The organism is Paraburkholderia sp. IMGN_8 (genome assembly GCF_038050405.1).
In the GTDB taxonomy this organism is placed as follows: Bacteria; Pseudomonadota; Gammaproteobacteria; order Burkholderiales; family Burkholderiaceae; genus Paraburkholderia.
This window is the reverse complement of record NZ_CP150901.1, coordinates 3,168,283-3,185,047: the sequence shown is the minus strand read 5'-3', so window position 1 is coordinate 3,185,047 and position 16,765 is coordinate 3,168,283. Positions and strand designations below refer to the sequence as shown.

General features: G+C 63.2%; 12 protein-coding genes. 9 read left to right on the top strand and 3 right to left on the bottom strand.

What is annotated here, in order from left to right; genetic code table 11:
- Window positions 1-5: 5 nt before the first annotated feature.
- From WN982_RS35555 to WN982_RS35515, 9 genes are all read left to right on the top strand, one after another.
- The gene (locus tag WN982_RS35555; protein WP_341319528.1) at window positions 6-1,703 is read left to right on the top strand and encodes a glycosyl transferase family protein; all 1,698 of its coding nucleotides are present in this window, start codon (window positions 6-8) and stop codon (window positions 1,701-1,703) included.
- Window positions 1,700-4,453, top strand: a complete 2,754-nt coding sequence (locus WN982_RS35550; protein WP_341316671.1) for a tetratricopeptide repeat protein — start codon at window positions 1,700-1,702, stop codon at window positions 4,451-4,453. The genes WN982_RS35555 and WN982_RS35550 overlap by 4 nt, the downstream gene beginning before the upstream one ends.
- 71 nt (window positions 4,454-4,524) lie before the next feature.
- A complete protein-coding gene (locus tag WN982_RS35545; RefSeq protein WP_341316670.1) occupies window positions 4,525-5,541 on the top strand; it encodes a twin-arginine translocation pathway signal in 1,017 nt (338 codons plus the stop codon).
- A gap of 1 nt (window position 5,542) precedes the next feature.
- Window positions 5,543-6,667, top strand: coding sequence for a cell division protein FtsQ (locus tag WN982_RS35540; RefSeq protein ID WP_341316669.1), 1,125 nt, complete (start codon window positions 5,543-5,545; stop codon window positions 6,665-6,667).
- Window positions 6,668-6,681: 14 nt separating this feature from the next.
- Entirely contained in the window at window positions 6,682-8,262 is a 1,581-nt protein-coding gene (locus WN982_RS35535; protein ID WP_341316668.1) for an MBOAT family O-acyltransferase, read from the top strand.
- A 28-nt stretch (window positions 8,263-8,290) separates the two neighbouring features.
- Window positions 8,291-8,530 carry an acyl carrier protein gene (locus WN982_RS35530; protein WP_341316667.1) on the top strand — a complete coding sequence of 80 codons (240 nt, stop codon included), beginning with the start codon at window positions 8,291-8,293 and terminating at the stop codon, window positions 8,528-8,530.
- A gap of 57 nt (window positions 8,531-8,587) precedes the next feature.
- The gene (locus WN982_RS35525; protein ID WP_341316666.1) at window positions 8,588-10,063 is read left to right on the top strand and encodes an AMP-binding protein; all 1,476 of its coding nucleotides are present in this window, start codon (window positions 8,588-8,590) and stop codon (window positions 10,061-10,063) included.
- Window positions 10,060-10,740 carry an alginate O-acetyltransferase AlgF gene (locus WN982_RS35520; protein ID WP_341316665.1) on the top strand — a complete coding sequence of 227 codons (681 nt, stop codon included), beginning with the start codon at window positions 10,060-10,062 and terminating at the stop codon, window positions 10,738-10,740. Before WN982_RS35525 ends, WN982_RS35520 begins: the two co-directional genes overlap by 4 nt.
- Before the next feature lie 50 nt (window positions 10,741-10,790).
- Entirely contained in the window at window positions 10,791-11,918 is a 1,128-nt protein-coding gene (locus WN982_RS35515; RefSeq protein WP_341316664.1) for an acyl-CoA dehydrogenase family protein, read from the top strand.
- Between the two features lie 9 nt (window positions 11,919-11,927).
- On the opposite strand, the gene WN982_RS35510 is transcribed toward WN982_RS35515, so the two are convergent.
- The 3 genes from WN982_RS35510 to WN982_RS35500 are packed head-to-tail and all read right to left on the bottom strand — an operon-like array spanning window position 11,928 to window position 16,142.
- On the bottom strand, window positions 11,928-12,968 hold the full coding sequence (locus WN982_RS35510) for a DUF4434 domain-containing protein (protein WP_341316663.1): 1,041 nt from the start codon (window positions 12,966-12,968) through the stop codon (window positions 11,928-11,930).
- Window positions 12,923-15,289: a sensor histidine kinase gene (locus WN982_RS35505; RefSeq protein WP_341316662.1), complete on the bottom strand. Its 2,367-nt coding sequence runs from the start codon at window positions 15,287-15,289 to the stop codon at window positions 12,923-12,925. Before WN982_RS35505 ends, WN982_RS35510 begins: the two co-directional genes overlap by 46 nt.
- Before the next feature lie 19 nt (window positions 15,290-15,308).
- Window positions 15,309-16,142: a response regulator gene (locus WN982_RS35500; protein ID WP_341316661.1), complete on the bottom strand. Its 834-nt coding sequence runs from the start codon at window positions 16,140-16,142 to the stop codon at window positions 15,309-15,311.
- Window positions 16,143-16,765: the final 623 nt, after the last annotated feature.

Here is a 16,765-nt window from a genome sequence, read left to right as displayed (position 1 = left end):
CTGCGATGTTCTCCCCGCTCTATCTGCCGTATTTGGCGGCCGACTATTACCGTGCGCTGGAAGTGCTGAGCGCAGTGGTGAGCGTCGTGATCTTCGTGTCGAGCATCGACGATCTGTTCGTCGACGGCTGGTATTGGGTCCGCGAAATCGCCCGGTCTCTCACGGTACGGCGGCGCTACGCGCCGCTCCAGGCGTCGCAGTTGCGGGCGGTCGAAGAACAGCCGCTCGCGATCATGGTGCCGGCGTGGCTCGAGTACGACGTGATCGCGCCGATGCTCGAAAACATGGTGAGCACGCTGGAATACAAGAACTACATGATCTTCGTCGGCACCTACCGGAATGACGATCGAACGCGCACGGAAGTCGAGCGCATGCGCCGACGCTATCGCCAGCTCGTGCGCGTGGAGGTGCCGCACGATGGTCCGACGTGCAAGGCGGATTGCCTGAACTGGATCGTCCAGGCGATCTTCAGGCAGAACACCATGCAGCCGGTACCGTTCGCGGGCGTCGTCCTGCACGATAGCGAGGACGTGCTTCACCCGCTCGAGCTCAAGTACTACAACTACCTGCTGCCGCGCATCGACTTCATCCAGCTTCCCGTGACGTCGCTCGAGCGCGAGTGGCACGAGCTTATCGCCGGCACGTACATGGACGAGTTCGCCGAATGGCACACAAAGGATCTCGTGGTGCGCGAGAGTCTGTCGAAAATGGTGCCGTCGGCGGGCGTGGGGACGTGCTTTTCACGCAGGGCGCTCGAAGAGCTCGCAGCCGAAACGAACAATCAGCCATTCAACACCGATACGTTGACCGAAGACTACGACATCGGCGCACGTCTCGCGCGACGCGGCATGAAGCAGATCTTCGGCAAGTTTCCGGTGGAATACGTGACCAGGCGCAAGCGGCTGTTCGGCTTCGGAAAAGAGAAAGTCTCGACGATCTCGATGCCCCTCGGCATTCGCGAGTATTTTCCCGACACGTTCAGGACGGCCTATCGCCAGAAAGCCCGATGGACGCTCGGCATCGGCTTGCAGGGATGGGCGCAGGTCGGTTGGGGCGGTTCTCTCGCGACCCGGTATCTGCTGTTCCGTGACCGCAAGGGGCTCGTCACGTCGTTCGTGGCAATCCTCGCTTACGCCCTTGTGCTGAATTTCATGCTTCTGCTGCTCGCCGACCGCATGGGCTGGTGGACGCTCCACTATCCATCGGCCTTTTCTCCTCAAAGCTGGATTGCGGTGCTCACGACTTTCAACGCATGTGCGCTCGCGCTGCGGGTGCTGCAGCGTAGCTGGTTCGTCTATCAGATCTATGGATGGGAACATGCGCTGCTGGCAGTCCCGCGGATGGTGATCGGCAATTTCATCAACGCGATGGCCGCCGCGCGTGCGTGGCGCCTGTACCTCGGCCATCTGATCACCGGCAAGCGGCTGGCGTGGGACAAGACGATGCACGACTTTCCGTCGATGGATCAACTGACGCAACAGCGTCAGCGCCTTGGCGATCTGCTGCTTTCCTGGCAGGCAATCGACGACACCAAACTCGCTTACGCCCTCGAGATGCAGGCGCGCGATCGTCGCCCGTTGGGAGAGATTCTCGTGCAACTGGGTTGGCTCGACGAAGCGACGCTGCATGAGGCGATCTCGTTTCAACAGACCGCAACGGGTGGCATGGCCTCTGTCCTGAGCGGCGAGGCGACCCGTTCATGAAGCTCCGGACCCGTAGTCTCTTACTGGCGGCCGTGCTGGCATGCTGCTGGGACGCGCTGCCCGCGCAGACGCTACAGGCGGATGCGCCTGTCGAAGTACAACTCAAGGGGCCGGCGTGGCGTGACGCCAATCGTGCATACGCCAGTTACCAGGCCGGGCGCTATGAGCAGGCGGCCGTGCAGGCCGATGCGGCGATCCGCCTGCGTCCCGATTCCGTGCGCTTGCGTCTGCTGCTGATCTACGCGTTGCAGAAGGCGGGGCGCGTTGCCGATGCCAATCGCGCCGTCGATGCTGCGCTCGAGGCGGGCCTGGATGCGCCTGAGCTGAAAGCGGCGAAGGCCAATCTGAACGCGGTGCCGGCCGGTGCGCGCAACACGGCGAGCGCGGCTTATCGCAAGGCATTTCCGATCGCGACGCGGGCGTACGGCGAGTACAACGGCAAGGATTACGCGTCGAGCGCGCGCGACGCCGAGTCGGCGATTCGCATCGATCCGTCTCAAGGTGCGTGGGCGTTGCTCTGGCTCGATTCGCTCGAAGCGCAAGGCAAGCTCGACGACGCGGTCCTCGCGGCCGATGCGGCGCTCGCGCTGGGCGCGCCGAACCGGACCGACCTCGTTGCCCGTCGACAGACGCTGCGACGCCGTATGGCGGTGATTCCGGCGCAGAAGGGCTATCAGGCGCTGATTGTGAACGACCCTGCCGCCGCAGTGCCGTTCGCCCGCGAAGCTGTCGGGCTCGCCCCCGACGTCGATAGCCATCGGCTGCTGCTCGTCACGTCGCTGATGCTCGACGGTAGGCTTGCCGAGGCCGAGGCTGCCGCCAGCGATGCCTTGCTTCAGGACGATGGCAACACCGTCGCCCTGGCCATGCGCGGCTACCTGCGTCAGCGTCAGCTCAAGACGGCGCTGGCGAACGCGGATTTCGACGCCGCGCTCGGGCAGGACTGGCTTGACGACGCCCAACGCCGGAATCTCCGTCTGATTGCCGCCGACGCGGCGTTGGCGGCCGGCGATCCGGCGCGCGCACTGACGCTGATCCGGCCGCTCAACGCCAGGGATCAGGCTGTGACCGCTCGCAGGCGCGAGGCGATGGACGCCCGTCGTGCCCCGGAGTCGCTGACGCTTGCCAATTATCCGGCGCCGATCCAGGACTGCCGCGATACGCCGTACGGCACGTCGTGCGAACTGTTGCCGTCCGATGCCGCGCAGGCTGGCGGGCCGGGGGCGAGTGCCTATGCGGCCTATGCCCGTCAGGACTATCAGGAAGCCATTGCGCGCGCGCGAAAGGCCGTCGGGCAGGACCCGAAGAATCCGGCGATGCAGCGGCTGCTGACGACGGTGCTGTCGGCGGGGACGCCGGCGCAGCAGGCGGAAGCTGCCGAGCGGTTGAACGCCGAGCTTGCTGCGCATCCCGACGATGCCGCGCTGCTGATGCAACGCGGTTATCTGAATCAACGCCGCGGTCAGCCGGACGAGGCCGTAGCGGATTTCAGGGCGGCCCGGGCCACTGGGAAGGCGCCATCGACGGTCATTCTCGACGAGGGATACGCGCAGGCCGGCGCCGGCGACAAGCGCGCTGCCGTGGGCACCTTCAGACAGGCGATCGACCTGAACGACACAGACGCGCTACCGCTGACGCAGCAGCAGCGCTTCGACACACGCAGCACCGTGGCCGGGTTGTCGCGCGAGTGGGGGGCGACCGCGTCGGTCGCGTATCGCGGCTCGCGGCCGGCCGGTGCGGGACTGGGCGGCGCGCCCATTACCGTGCCGGGAGATGCGGTCTTCGGCACGGCGGAAGTGTTCTGGCGTCCGTCGAATTTCCTCAACACGACGACGCGCGTGTTCGAAGTCTATGGCCGCCTGTCGGATACGCTCGCCAACGGCAACGGTTCGACGCCCGGCCAGAGCGTGTCCGATCCGTGCACGGGCGCGCCGGTGAATATCGACGAGAGCGTCAATAACGGGCTCGCAGGGATTCCGACCGCTACGGGCGCCCTCGGGCTGCGCTTCACGCCGTCGACCGAGCTCGGGCTGACGTTCGGCATCGAGCGTCAGTTCATGGTCGGGTCGGCAACGCGTTCCGGCACGCTCACGCCCGAGTCGCCCGAGCTCCGATGCCGGCTGAGCGGGCGCAATCCCGCCAATCCGTCGGCGGCGGCGCTGTCGGCTCCGATGAATGCGCATTTCAGCTCGCGGGCAGGCAACGGCGGCTGGCTGACCTACGTGACCTACGGCTACTACAAGGGAACGATGTTGCGTGTGGATCAGCCCAGCTGGTTCACGATGGAAGCCTATATGCAGGGCGGCTATTCGTGGCAAGACATGCCGTCGCAGTTCTGGCTGACGGACCAGACGACGGGCGAGACCACGGCGCGCACGTCAGGGCGCTACAAGCGCGACCAGCTGTTCGCCGCCTATGAGGTTCGGGTCGGCCGCAGTTATCGCATCGATGCCGTCAGCGACAGGCTGGTGCTCTTTCCGTATGTCGTGGTCGGGGGCGACATCATCGACGAGAACGATCGCGTGGAGGTGCCGGGCGTGACCAATGGCGCCATTGCGCTTCAGGGCAACGGCAAATCGTGGTCGATGGGCGCGGGGCTCGGCGTCAATTTCCGCTACTGGTTTCGGGAAGACCATTACGACGCGCCCCGTTCCTATCTGGACTGGTCGACACAGTACCGCTTCAACGTCGGCGGCGGCCAGGCCGACCGGTCGAAGGGTCTGTTCATGACCGTGACGCTTTCATATTGATCGATCGCGCAGGCGGACCGGCGTCTTGCGACGCTGGACGGGCCGGCTGCATTCAACGAGGGAGTAGCTGCATGATTCAACGATTTCTTGCGCCGCATCGCACGGTGGCCGCCGGTATGCTTGGTCGGCTGGCGCGCCGGGCGGCGGTGTGCGCGCTCGCGTTCGGCATCGCGGGGGCGCATGCACAGGAGACGTCCTCGATCGTCATCAAGGGCAAGGACGGATGGTTGTTTCCCGGCTGGGGCAGCCTCACGCAGGTCGATGTGCGAGGCATCGACAATACGACGCGGCTGATCGGGCAGGCGCGCGATCTGCTCGCCGCGCGCGGCATCAAGCTGGAAGTGCTGCTGTTGCCCGACAAGACGCTGTTTTATGAGGACAGGCTGCCGGACGGCCAGACACTGAGTCCCGAGGTCAAGGCGCGCTATGGCCTGATCCTCTGCAAGCTCGGGCAAGCCGGTATCTCGACGTTCGACGACGCGGCCGTCCTGCGCCAGCTCAAGGCGTCGGGGCAGGAGGTCTTCTACCGCACGGACCAGCATTGGACCCAGGCCTCGGCCGACGCGACGGCCGAGGCCATGGCGCGCATGATCGGACGCGACGTCGCGAAGCTCGATGGCCGGCCCGGCACCGGCATGACGCTCGGCCCTCTCTTCAACGAGCGGCGTTACGGCGACCTGGCCGAGCTGTTTCTCACGGCAGACGAGAAGAAGCAGGTCGGGCGGGAGGTCTATTCGGTGCGGCGCCAGGCGGAAAGTTCAAACCTCGTCGACGACGCGCCGGCACCCGTGCACGTGACCGGACACAGCATGGTCCAGCCGTATTTCGGGTTTCCGCAGAAGCTCTCCAGCCTGATCGGCCGGCCGGTATCGGTGAACTGGAATCCGGGCAACGTCGGTCCGTGGATCGTACTGCTCGAATATGTCGAGTCGCCGGCCTTCCGGCAGCAACGCCCGCAGGTGCTGGTGTGGCAGATGTTCGAGCCGACCTTCGCGCAGGGGCCCGATGCGTCCGGCTTGTGGGACAACGCATCGATCATGTCCGCGAACGCATGGCTCGATCGCCTCAAGACCGCGTTGAGCCACTGACATGACGTCCCGGATCGATCACGCGACGGCGCGAGGGCATCGAATCGGCGCTGCGCTCTGGTGCGCGCTCCTGATTGCAGGCGCCGGCTGGGGAGGCTGGCTGCTTCGCCACGCAAGCCTCGCGCGGCAGGACGTGCGTCCCGCCGCATGGCTCGACGGCTCGGCCGGGCGCGCGCTCGGCAAATTGCTGAAGCTGCCGGCGCAGTCTTCGGTGGAGACGGTCGGCGCGGCGGTCCGCTATCGCCTGCTCGGCGATCTCGGCGAGCAGGCGGCGCTGGGCTGTCCGCAGTGGATGTTCTATCGGGATGGCTTGCGTCCGCAGCCGGGCGTGGGCGCCGGCGTGCTGGACGATCGCCTGCGGCTGATGCGTCACTGGACGCGGCAGTTGCGCGCGCAGCACATCCAGGTGCTGGTCGTCGCGGTGCCGGACAAGTCGCGTGTCGAAGCCGCGCATCTGTGCGGGCAACCGGCGTTGCCGATCATGCGCGAGCGCCTCGATGTGTGGCAGGCAACCCTTCGGCGCGACGGGGTGCCGTTCGTCGATCTGCGTCCGGCGCTCATGGGACGCGGGCAACCCGTCTTCTTCCGGACGGACGTGCACATGAATGCGTACGGCGCGAAGCTGGCGGCCGATACCGTCGCGCGTGCCGCGCTGCCGCTGTTGAGCGACGTCAAGGGCACGCAGTCCTTCACGGTCGGCATGCCCGGCCAGCCTGAAGCGCGCATGGGGGATCTGCTCGTGCTGGCGGGGCTGGCAGACGCGCCGCGAGGCTGGCGCCCCGAGGTGGAGAGGGCAGCGCCACAGCGCATCGAGCCGGTGCGCAGCGGCGGATTGCTGGACGACGCACCGCCCGTCGAAGTCCTGCTCGCTGGTAGCTCGAACGGTCGCCGCAGTCATTTCGCGGAATGGCTGGGTATTGGTCTGGGGCGGGAGGTCTGGAATCTAAGCATGGATGGGGGGCAGTTCAGCGGCGCGTTGGTGGCTGCGCTCAACGCGCGCGCGACATGGCCGCAGACGCTCCGGCTCGTGATCTGGGAATTCTCGGAGAACGCGCTGTCGCTGCCTCTCACCGATGACGAAAAAGCAGCGCTGAAGCAGTTGCCCGACGACAGCCATTCGACCTGAACCGATCTTCCGACATGTTGTTCAACTCCTATCTCTTTCTGTTCCTGTTCCTGCCGGTCGCCCTGGCAGGACACTATGCGGCCGGCAAGGTCAGCCCGTGGCTTGCGGCAGTCTGGCTGTGCGTGATGTCGTTCGCGTTCTACGGCTGGTGGAATCCGCAGTTCGTCGCGCTGCTTGCCGCCTCCATCGCGTTCAACTACGCGATGAGCCGCATCGTCATGCGCTGCGCGGGACAGCCGCGACTGCAGAACCTGCTCGTCGGCGCCAGCATCGCCGCGGATCTTGCCGTGCTGGCGCACTACAAGTACTTCGCGACGCTCTTCAACTTCCTGAGCGATCTGTGCATCACGCACGGGACGCTGACGACGCCGATCCTGCCGCTCGGCATCTCGTTCTTCACGTTCACCCAGATCGGCTATCTGCTCGATTGCCGCTCCGGCATCGTGAAGGAACGCAGCTTGCTGAGCTATGTGCTGTTCGTGACGTTCTTCCCGCACCTGGTCGCCGGTCCCATCCTGCACCACAAGGAAATGATGCCGCAGTTCGCGCAGCGCGAGAACTTCCGCTTCCACGCGGAAAACCTGTCGGTGGGCGGCATCCTGTTCGTGGTCGGCCTCGCGAAGAAGGTGCTGTTCGCCGACACCGTCGCGCCCTATGCCGATGCGGGTTTCGCGGCGCCTGGCGATCTTCAGCTATGGGCAGCCTGGGGGACGAGCGTTGCCTACGCGCTGCAACTGTATTTCGACTTCTCCGGCTACTCGGACATGGCGCTCGGCCTGGCGAAGATGTTCGGCATCCGCTTTCCGCTCAACTTCAATTCGCCGTACAAGGCGAGCAGCATCATCGACTTCTGGGCGCGCTGGCACATCACGCTGACCCGCTACCTGACTTCGTATCTTTACTACCCGGTTGCGATGGCGATTTCCCGTGCACGCGAGCGGCGCGGCCTGCCGGCGGGGTCGAGCGCCGCGCGCACGCCCCGCGGATTCGTTGCCACGATCGTCGCGCCGACGATGTTCACGATGAGCCTTGCGGGTATCTGGCACGGCGCAGGTATTCAATACCTGGTATTCGGCGTGCTGCACGCGGTCTATCTGTCGATCAACCACGGCTGGCGCATCTTCGTCGTGAGCCGCCGCCCCGTCGCGGAGCGCGGACGCAACGGCGCCGCCCATGCCCTGGGCGTCGCGGCGACGTTCGTGGCGGTGCTGGTCGCACAGGCGTTCTTCCGGGCGAACGGCGTTGGCGACGCATGGCGGCTCATCGAAGGCATGGCCGGGTTGCGCGGCGTCGAGCACATCGCGGCATTACCCGCGGCGACCGCCATGAGCATCGGCGACGCATGGCGTCTGTTGATCGGCCATCACCTTCAGGCGGTTCAGCTCACGGTGTTGCTCGGTATCGCATGGTTCGCGCCGAACGCTCATCAGATTCTCGGCCAGCATTCGCCCGCGCTGTTCAAAGTGCAGGCGGCGCCGCGTCCGTTCATGCCCTGGCGACCGAACGTACCCTGGTTCGCGGCAACGCTCGTAGTGCTGTTCCTGTGCATGGTGAACCTGCACAAGGAAACGCGCTTTCTCTACTTCCAGTTCTGATTACCCCCACCTTCATCGGAGGACTCCCATGCTATTGACCGACATCGAAACCCGGGTCGCCCACCTGATCGAAAACATCATCCTGACGTCCGTCGATCCGGACACGATGCTCATCGACTCAGGGCTGATCGACTCCTTGTCGGCCGTCGACGTCGCGCTCTCCGTCGAGCGCGAATTCGGCGTCAAGATTCCGCCGTCCGAAATCGACGTGCACCTGGAGTCCGTGCACACGCTCGCGCAATACATTGCGTCGCAGCGGCAACAATGAACGCGGTTCGCGACAGCACCCTTGCGTGCCGTGGCGGACCCTTGTCCGGAGTGAATCATGCGTTTTGATTTCGAGCGTTTCGATTTCATCGACGCCGGCCAGTCGCCAGACAGACCGGCGGTCATCGACGCCAGCGGGACCTTGAGCTGGTCGTCGCTGCGCGAAGCCGTGCAGCGATGGATGGACGCGGCGGCGGAGGCGGGTGTTCAGCAGGACGTCCCTGTCGTCATTACCGGCCACAAGGAAGCGGCATTCCTCGTGGCGATATTGGGTTGCTTGCGCATGGGCGTGCCGTTCGTGCCTATCGATGTAGTCAATCCACCTGAACGCATCGTCCGCATTGCCGCGCTGGTTCGCGGCGGATCGTGTTACGACGCTCAGACCCGCGTGTTTGCCGATACCGGCGTCGAGTCTGCACCGCTTGCCGAAAAGGGCGTGGCTTACGTCATGTTCACATCGGGCAGCACGGGCGATCCGAAAGGCGTGCAGATCGGCCGGGAGAGTCTCGAGCTGTTCGGTGCATGGATTCGTGATTGCCTGGCGCTGGGCAATGCGCCGGTTTTCATGGATCAGATGTTGTTCAGCTTCGATTTCTCGCTGTTCAACTGGGTCGGTGCGCTGGTGACGGGCGGAGCGTGCGCGCTGTGCGCGCGCGAAGTGATCGAGGACCGCGCAGCCTTTGCCGCCTATCTCGCGCGCGCGCGGGTTGGCGTCTGGGCCTCGACGCCGTCGTTCGTGCGTCAGCAACTGCTCGATCCCGCATTCGATCATCGGCATCTGCCGGATCTCCGGGTTTTCGTGTTCGGCGCGGAGTCGCTGACGCCGACGGTGGCCGAAGCGCTCTGGAGCCGGTTTCCGGAGGCGCGCATCATCAATTCGTACGGCCCGACCGAGGCCACGTGTTCGACCACGTGGGTGGAAATCGATCCGGTCCTTCGTGCGGCGGCGCCGCTGCCGTTCCCGATCGGCAAGGCCAAACCGTATGCCGACGTGTTCATCGACGGCGGGGAGATCTGCATCGCCGGCGATCACGTGATGCGGGGCTATCTCAACCGGCCGGATCTGAATGCGACCCGCATGTTCGTGCGTGGCGGCAAGCGAGGCTATCGCACCGGCGATTACGGTGAAGCAGGCGCGAATGGGCTCATCACGTTCCGGGGCCGGCGCGACGATCAGATCAAACTGAACGGCTACCGCATCGAGCTGGCCGAAGTGGATGCCGCGCTCGCCACGTTGCCGGGCATTCGAGCCGGTGCGGCGGTTGCGCTCAAGCGGCCCGACGGACAGGTCGTGCGCGTGGTCGGCTTCGTGGACCCGGACGAGGCCGGGCCGGCGGGCCTGTATCCGCCGCCGCCGTCTCTGGCGGACTGGCGCGCGCAACTCGGGCGCCGGCTGCCACCTTATATGGTCCCTTCCGAACTGATCGTTTGTCACGGCTTTCCGCTCACGCAAACCGACAAGGCGGATCGTCAGCAGTTGGCGCGTATGTACAGCGCGGCACGCACGCGTTCCACCACGGAGTCACACCAATGAATCGGGTATCTCGAACCCTCTTTGCACTTGCCGCGAGCGGCGCACTGGCGATGAGCGCCGCCGCAGCGCACGCCGAAGGCGCATTTGCGCAACTCTATGCCGCGCGTCCGCCTGCGGGCTCGTCGTTCGTCCGCATCGTCAATCCCGGTACCACGCCGCTTCGCGTGAAGATCGCCGATGGCCCGCAGCAGACGTTGACGGGCAACCGGATCGCCAGCACCTATGCGATTGTCAGAGGGAATACGTCGTTCAACGTGATGCTCGATGGCAAGTCGTCAACGCTGCAAGTGGCGCCGGATACCTTCAGCACGCTGGTGCCGAAGCACGAAGGCGATCGCACGTCGCTCGTCGCGATCGACGATTCCGGCGGCGCGCAGGATGCGCTCAAGGCCGACCTGCGCTTCTACAATCTCGCCGGCGGCTGCGCGCAGGGCCGGCTCGATGTTTCGCCGGCAGGCCCGGCCCTGTTTTCGAACGTTGCCGCACATGGCGCGGCGGCGCGCAGCATCAATCCCGTCAGTGCCGCGCTGGCTGCTGCGTGCGGCGCGTCGCGGTCGGCGCCGTACACGCTGCCGGCGCTTCAGCCGGGCGATCACGTCAGCCTGTTCCTGACCGGCTCGGCGGCGAAGCCCGTGCTGCGCGGCCAGGTGAGCGAGACCGATCCGTATCGGCAATGAACGGCCGGCCGGTCCGGCTGCCACATCGTCGACATTAACAAGAGGGATGCATGCGCACGATATTTCGGGACGATCACGTATCGTTTCGCGACCAGGTGGAGCGGTTCATCGACAACGAGATCCTGCCCAATTACGCGACGTGGGAACGTGAGGGCATTACCCCGAAATTGTTGTGGCGCAAGGCGGGCGAGAGCGGCCTGCTCAATTGCGCGCTGCCGGCGCCATACGGACAAGGTGGCGACTTCGGTCACGCCGCGGTGGTCATCGAAGCGCTGGCTCGAACGAATTGTCTCGGCATCGGCTTCTCGATTCACTCCGATATGGTCGCGCCTTACGTCTGGCATTTCGGCTCGGGCGCGCAGAAGGATCGATGGTTGCCGAGGATGGCCACCGGCGAGCTGATCGGTGCGATTGCGATGACCGAGCCGGGAGCGGGCAGCGATCTCAAGGCGATCCGGACGCACGCGCGGCGCGACGGTGACGACTATGTGCTGAACGGCCAGAAGACGTTCATTACGAACGGCGTCAATGCGGACGTGATCGTGGTGCTCGCCAGCACGGCGCCCGATCTGGGTGCGCGCGGTCTGTCGCTGTTCGTGCTCGAGGACGGCATGGCCGGCCTGGCCAAGGGGCCGCCGCTCGCGAAGATCGGGCAGCATTGTCAGGACACCTGCGAACTGTTTTTCGACGACGTGCGCGTACCCGCCGATCATCTGCTAGGGGAAGAAAATGCCGCGTTCGAATACGTGAGGCGGGAATTGGCCCAGGAACGCCTTGCCATCGCATTGCGTGCTGCCGCGTCGCTCGAGGGTGTGATTCATGTGGGAACCGGCTATGTCGCTCAACGTAAAGCGTTCGGGCGCCGTGTGCTCGATTATCAGAACACGCGCTTCAAACTTGCCGATGCGCTCGCGAAAAGCACGATGTTGCGCGTGTTTCTGGATGATTGTCTTGCTCGCCACCTGGCGGGTGAACTCGATGCGGTGACCGCGGCGATGGCCAAGCTGAATGCGACGGAGCTGCAGGGGACGGTGCTTGACGATCTTTTGCAACTCTACGGCGGTTACGGCTACATGGCCGAATATGGTATCGGCCGCGCGTGGGCCGACGCCCGAGCGTTGCGTATCTTCGGCGGGACCAGCGAGATTCTGCGCGAAATTATCGGAAAAAGCCTGTGATCGCTCACGTCAGGCGGATCGCGCGTCGCCCAGCGCGGATTGCCATTGCTGGCGCAGGGCCCGGGCTTCGAGCGTGTCGTCGAGCACCCACGGATCGACCGCAAATGCAACGACGCGTTGCGCGCTATAGCTGCGCGCAATGTTCCACTGTGCCTCGATGCGCCGGAACGAAGCGGATCGCGCCTTGAAGTCCGACCCGTTCGTTTCGGCGGTCGGCAACTGTTCGAATAATTCCAGAATCAAATCGAACGCTGCCTGGCGCTCGACGAGCATATCGTGAAGCGGTTGCAGCGCACGATAGTTTTCCATGCCGGCTACGCCGACGCCATCCTGGATCATCGGATGGAGCTTGACCCGGTCGAGCAAGGTTCGCCACATCCCGCTCAGCGTACTGGAAGACGGCAGCGCGCTGTGATAGGTCGAAACGGTTGGCTCGTGGCCGCTGGACGCTATGGCCGCCATTGAAAACCGGTTCAACCAGCCCGAAAGCTTATCCAGGCGCGCGGGGGTATCCCAGCTATGTTGCTCGAGTTCGTACGGGATATACCAACCACGAAATGCCGCGTGTGACGTCCATCGCGCATTTTGCATAAAGCTGCATCCGCGATCGCCCGTCCTGCGCAGAAAGGCGGAGAGGACCGCATCGTCGCTGGCGCTGATCGCATTCCACCAGCGCTCGTCGTAGGGCAGTCCGATATGGACGCCGATGCCGAGGTCGCCACATTCGTCGAGGATCAGTTGAAGCAGGGAATCGGGGGCGCTCCACGTTGCTGCCGGTTCGCCTTCGATGCCCGCCCACTGCAGGAATATCTCCTTGCATCCGAGCGCTTGCGTAGCGGCCAATCGGTTGTGCCACTTTTCGCGGGGCCAATCCAGGTGGCTGCGCCAGAACTGTATGAAGCTGCCGCCCATCATGGGCGGCTCGGTGCAGCTGACCAGCGGCAGGCAGGCTGCAGCCACCGAAGCCTTGAGGATGCGCCGTCGCATTGGAGATGCAAGTGTATTCATTGGGAACAATCGTCTTCGGCCGTATCTCGCATGCTGGTCCACACCGATGGAGCATGCTGTGCCGCATGCGTTGCGGTACGAAAAGGCAAGTCAGGCTCCCCCTGGCTTTTCAGTGAATCGACAAGCACCTCGATTCCCTGAAAATCCAGAGCGTCGACGTGCTTTTGCACTTCCTGGAGAAAGCCGGCATAGCCGGGGTCGTTCGCACATCGGCTGATCCACTCCTCTATATCGGTCAGACGGCCGTTCCTGGCGAGTTGGGCCAGTTCATCGAGGGCTTTGACGGACGGATGGCGGGTGATACGCGAAACAGGGGTGTGCTCCGCATCGGTCTTCGGCGGAGACGGCCGCGGGAGATCCTGCAGAGGCACAAGGGTGTGCCCGACGGCGGACGCGGCGATCTGGAATGAAAACGACGTTCCGACACCCTGCTTGCTGGATACGACCAGTTCACCGTTCATGGCTCTGACGATGCGCTGCGCGATAAACAGGCCGAGTCCGGTGCCGCCGTTGACGGCCTGAACCTGCTGATACGCTCGGAATATGTCGGTTTTTCCCGTGACGTCGAGACCAATGCCCGTGTCGGCAACCTCGAGGTCGACGCGGTAGCCATTGGCTTCCCGGTGCGCGTGGACAGACAGCGTTACGACGCCGTTGCGCGTGAATTTCGATGCGTTGGAAAGAAGGTTGAGCAATACCTGCTGGAGACGGGTTCCGTCGATTTTCAGCGTTTTCGGTAGCGACGTAAGCGGTCGATAGATGAACTGGTTGTCCTGCTGCGCGCACAGTGCAATGGCATAGTTGCCGATGTCGTCCAGGAGCTCGGGCAGGTCCGTGGCTTCGGGAGAAATGCTGAGCGGCTGCAGTTCGGCCTTCGTATATTCCAGCAATTCGTCAATCAGGGTGAGCTGATAGCGGATGCTTCGATCGATGGACTGGATCAGCTTGGCCTGATTCAGTGTTGCGCTCTGCAGCAGGAGCTTCGAGTACCCGTTGATCGTAGACAGCGGTGCGCGCAAATCGTGGCTCACATAGCCGAGGGTTTCGATCTTCTGCTGCATGTTGGTTTGTGACTGATGCAGTGCTTCGTTGAGCGCGACCGTCCGTTTCGCGACTTCTTCCCGCAAGCGATCCTGTTCCGTTAGCTGCCAGTGTTCCAGCCGCTTTCTCGCCTCCAGGCGTTGACGGCCCACATGGTTGATCCAGGCGGCCAGAACCATGAGATGCGTGGCAAGGCCGATGATCGCCATAACGGGATTGGGGTAGATATCGGACCGCAACCAGGACAGCGCCGAAGGCAATGCATCAAGTCCTTCGATAGTCCGTATCAGGAAATTGAAGAGAGCGAAGCTGACCGTTGCCAGCAACAGACGGCCAGTTGGCGTTCCGCGTCTGGCAAGCAGCAGCGCAATGCAGACATTCAGGATAGAGAATACGATGTTCAGCTGCTGGGCGAATCGTACAAAGACAAAGAGATCACCGAACGCGGCACCTATCATGCCAATGCACTCAAGACACAGTATCACCACGTAAATGATCTGCACCGGCATCCTGACCTTTTCACCTCGAGCGATCTTCAGAACGAACACGATGAAGAGCGCAAGGGCAAGATATGCAAACAGCGTTTCGCTACGCGCCGACCATTCAGGTGCATGCGGCCACAGATATGCCCGGGTATAGCCGCGGACGGCCGCTTCAAATAAGGTCGTGCTCAGGCACAGTGCTGCCAGCACATAGAACGCGCCACTGCGGGAAAAAAATCCGATCAGCAAGGCGGACCACGCTAATGCCAGCAGTCCGCCAAGGAACCCGTAGTTCCACATGGCGGCGCGCATCTCCTTTGCATGCCATGCTTCCTGAGCAAAGGCCGTGGGCTCCAGTCGCAATACTTTGCGGGAAGTGACCCGCACGAGTACTGGGACCTTCTCGCCTGGCCGCAGGGTAATGTCGAGCACCGGGTACCGAGGCGGCTCCCGGTTCGCGTCGGCGCTGGTTGGGGGGAATCGGGTGTCAGGTGTCCAACGGCCGTTCCGGATGGTGTAGAAATCCACTCGATCGACACGTGCGTCACGGAGCGCCAGCACGAGCGGGCGTTCGACGCTGTCGTGATTGACCAGGGTGAGATGAATCCACCACGCAGACCGCGAAGATCCCGGACTAAGCCGCTCTTTTGTTGCCGGCAAAAAGCCGCCTTGTGCGTTCGCGAGCCGCGCGAGTATCTGGTCGACAGACAGCGCGGCCGTGGAATCCTCAAATATCGATACGTCTTCCAGCCGTGCCGGACTTTCGGCCGTCGCGGCTCGGGCGGTCGAGCAGGTTATGCACGCAACTAGCAGGAAAAGCAGCGCGGTGTGACGCCCCAAGCCCCATGCTTTGCATAGCTTACGCATCGGGTTGCAGCCCTTCGACAGGATTAGTGGCGTCGACCTGGCCGTGCTGCCTTCTCCAATCGGATGGCGTGATGCCGAAGCGTTCGCGGAACGCGGTTGCGAAATTGCCCGCGGTGGAAAAACCGATCTCTTCGGCGATATCCCCAATGCCCATTGAGGTTTCGGCGAGAAAGCGCTGAGCAGTCCGCAACCGCGTGTCGCGCAGATATTCGAAGACCGTCTGCCCGAGATTGTCGCGGAACACCCGGGACAGACGCTTTTCGTGGGTGCCGACAAGTTTGGCGAGATCTTCGAGCGCTGGCGGATTGCGCAAGTCGCGCAGCAGAATCTCGCTGGCGGCGCGTACCAGGGATACATCCGGACTGTCGGGAAGCGCAGGCAAGTGTTCCACGGAATGTCTGCGGAGCGCCTTCTTCAAGTGATTCCGGATACGCGCGATCACTTCTGCCGGTTCGAACGGCTTGACGATGTAGTCCATTGCACCGATCTCGAGCCCTTCGATGCGGTCATCGAGATCGCCGGCAGCGGTCAGGATGATAACCGGGATGGCCTGTGTGGAGGGCGTTGCGGCAAGCAGTCGGCAGGCGGCAAAGCCGTCCATGCGAGGCATGCGGACGTCCATCAGGATCAGGTCTGGCGCCACCGCCTGAGCACGGTGATAGGCCTGCAAACCATCGAACGCGACGCTGATCCGGCAGCGCGCGACACGCAAAATCTCGATCAGTAGCTGAAGTTCGTTCGGGCGGTCATCCACCACAAGAATATGTGCGCCAGAGAGATCCGGGGCAGCACGAAGCGGCGTCGAATATGGCGAGCGCGATGGCATGACTACGAATGAAGGAGATGTGAGGGGGTGAATATAAGGAAGGGAGCGCCGCGATCCGCGGGGGCGCCGATGTTACAAAAAATTATAAGCGGACAAAAGGGACGCATGGCGGATTTTGCATGGTCGGCCGAACGTGGCGATGCCGCAGAATACCGTTTTTCCGTTGCAGATGAATTTCCGTGAGCGGGCGGTGACAGCCGTGCCGGAATCGAGATTGAAATCAACGGGTCTTCCGCCCGGTAAGAATGTGGAAGTTGTCCGGTCTGGAAAAGAATTTTTCCGCTCGTAAAAAGGTAGGGCCGCCGGGATGCTTACACACTACAAGTGTCCGCGAACACAGCACTACCGGATGGATCTTCCTGTCACGTATTCCTGCGTGCTACGCAAGGGGCGCGGACGATAGCGTAAATAAAAAGTCTTCACTATCTACCTTATATGAATTCCAGGCAAAAAAGTATTGGTTCGCGAGACTGATTTAATGGGGGAATACCGTAAAAAAGACCGCGAAAATTATTTTGTGTTCTGTAAGGAAATTCTAATTGGCGTTTAATCTGTTTGGAATGTGTAAGGCTTTGCAATCCTTGCGTTCCGCGCGTCGACGACTTCCGCAGCAAGCCTCGGCG

Coding starts and splice junctions, on each gene's coding strand:
- WN982_RS35555 (WP_341319528.1), top strand. CDS start 6: ATGTTCTCCCCGCTCTATCTGCCGTATTTGGCGGCCGACTATTACCGT.
- WN982_RS35550 (WP_341316671.1), top strand. CDS start 1,700: ATGAAGCTCCGGACCCGTAGTCTCTTACTGGCGGCCGTGCTGGCATGC.
- WN982_RS35545 (WP_341316670.1), top strand. CDS start 4,525: ATGATTCAACGATTTCTTGCGCCGCATCGCACGGTGGCCGCCGGTATG.
- WN982_RS35540 (WP_341316669.1), top strand. CDS start 5,543: ATGACGTCCCGGATCGATCACGCGACGGCGCGAGGGCATCGAATCGGC.
- WN982_RS35535 (WP_341316668.1), top strand. CDS start 6,682: ATGTTGTTCAACTCCTATCTCTTTCTGTTCCTGTTCCTGCCGGTCGCC.
- WN982_RS35530 (WP_341316667.1), top strand. CDS start 8,291: ATGCTATTGACCGACATCGAAACCCGGGTCGCCCACCTGATCGAAAAC.
- WN982_RS35525 (WP_341316666.1), top strand. CDS start 8,588: ATGCGTTTTGATTTCGAGCGTTTCGATTTCATCGACGCCGGCCAGTCG.
- WN982_RS35520 (WP_341316665.1), top strand. CDS start 10,060: ATGAATCGGGTATCTCGAACCCTCTTTGCACTTGCCGCGAGCGGCGCA.
- WN982_RS35515 (WP_341316664.1), top strand. CDS start 10,791: ATGCGCACGATATTTCGGGACGATCACGTATCGTTTCGCGACCAGGTG.
- WN982_RS35500 (WP_341316661.1), bottom strand. CDS start 16,142: ATGCCATCGCGCTCGCCATATTCGACGCCGCTTCGTGCTGCCCCGGAT.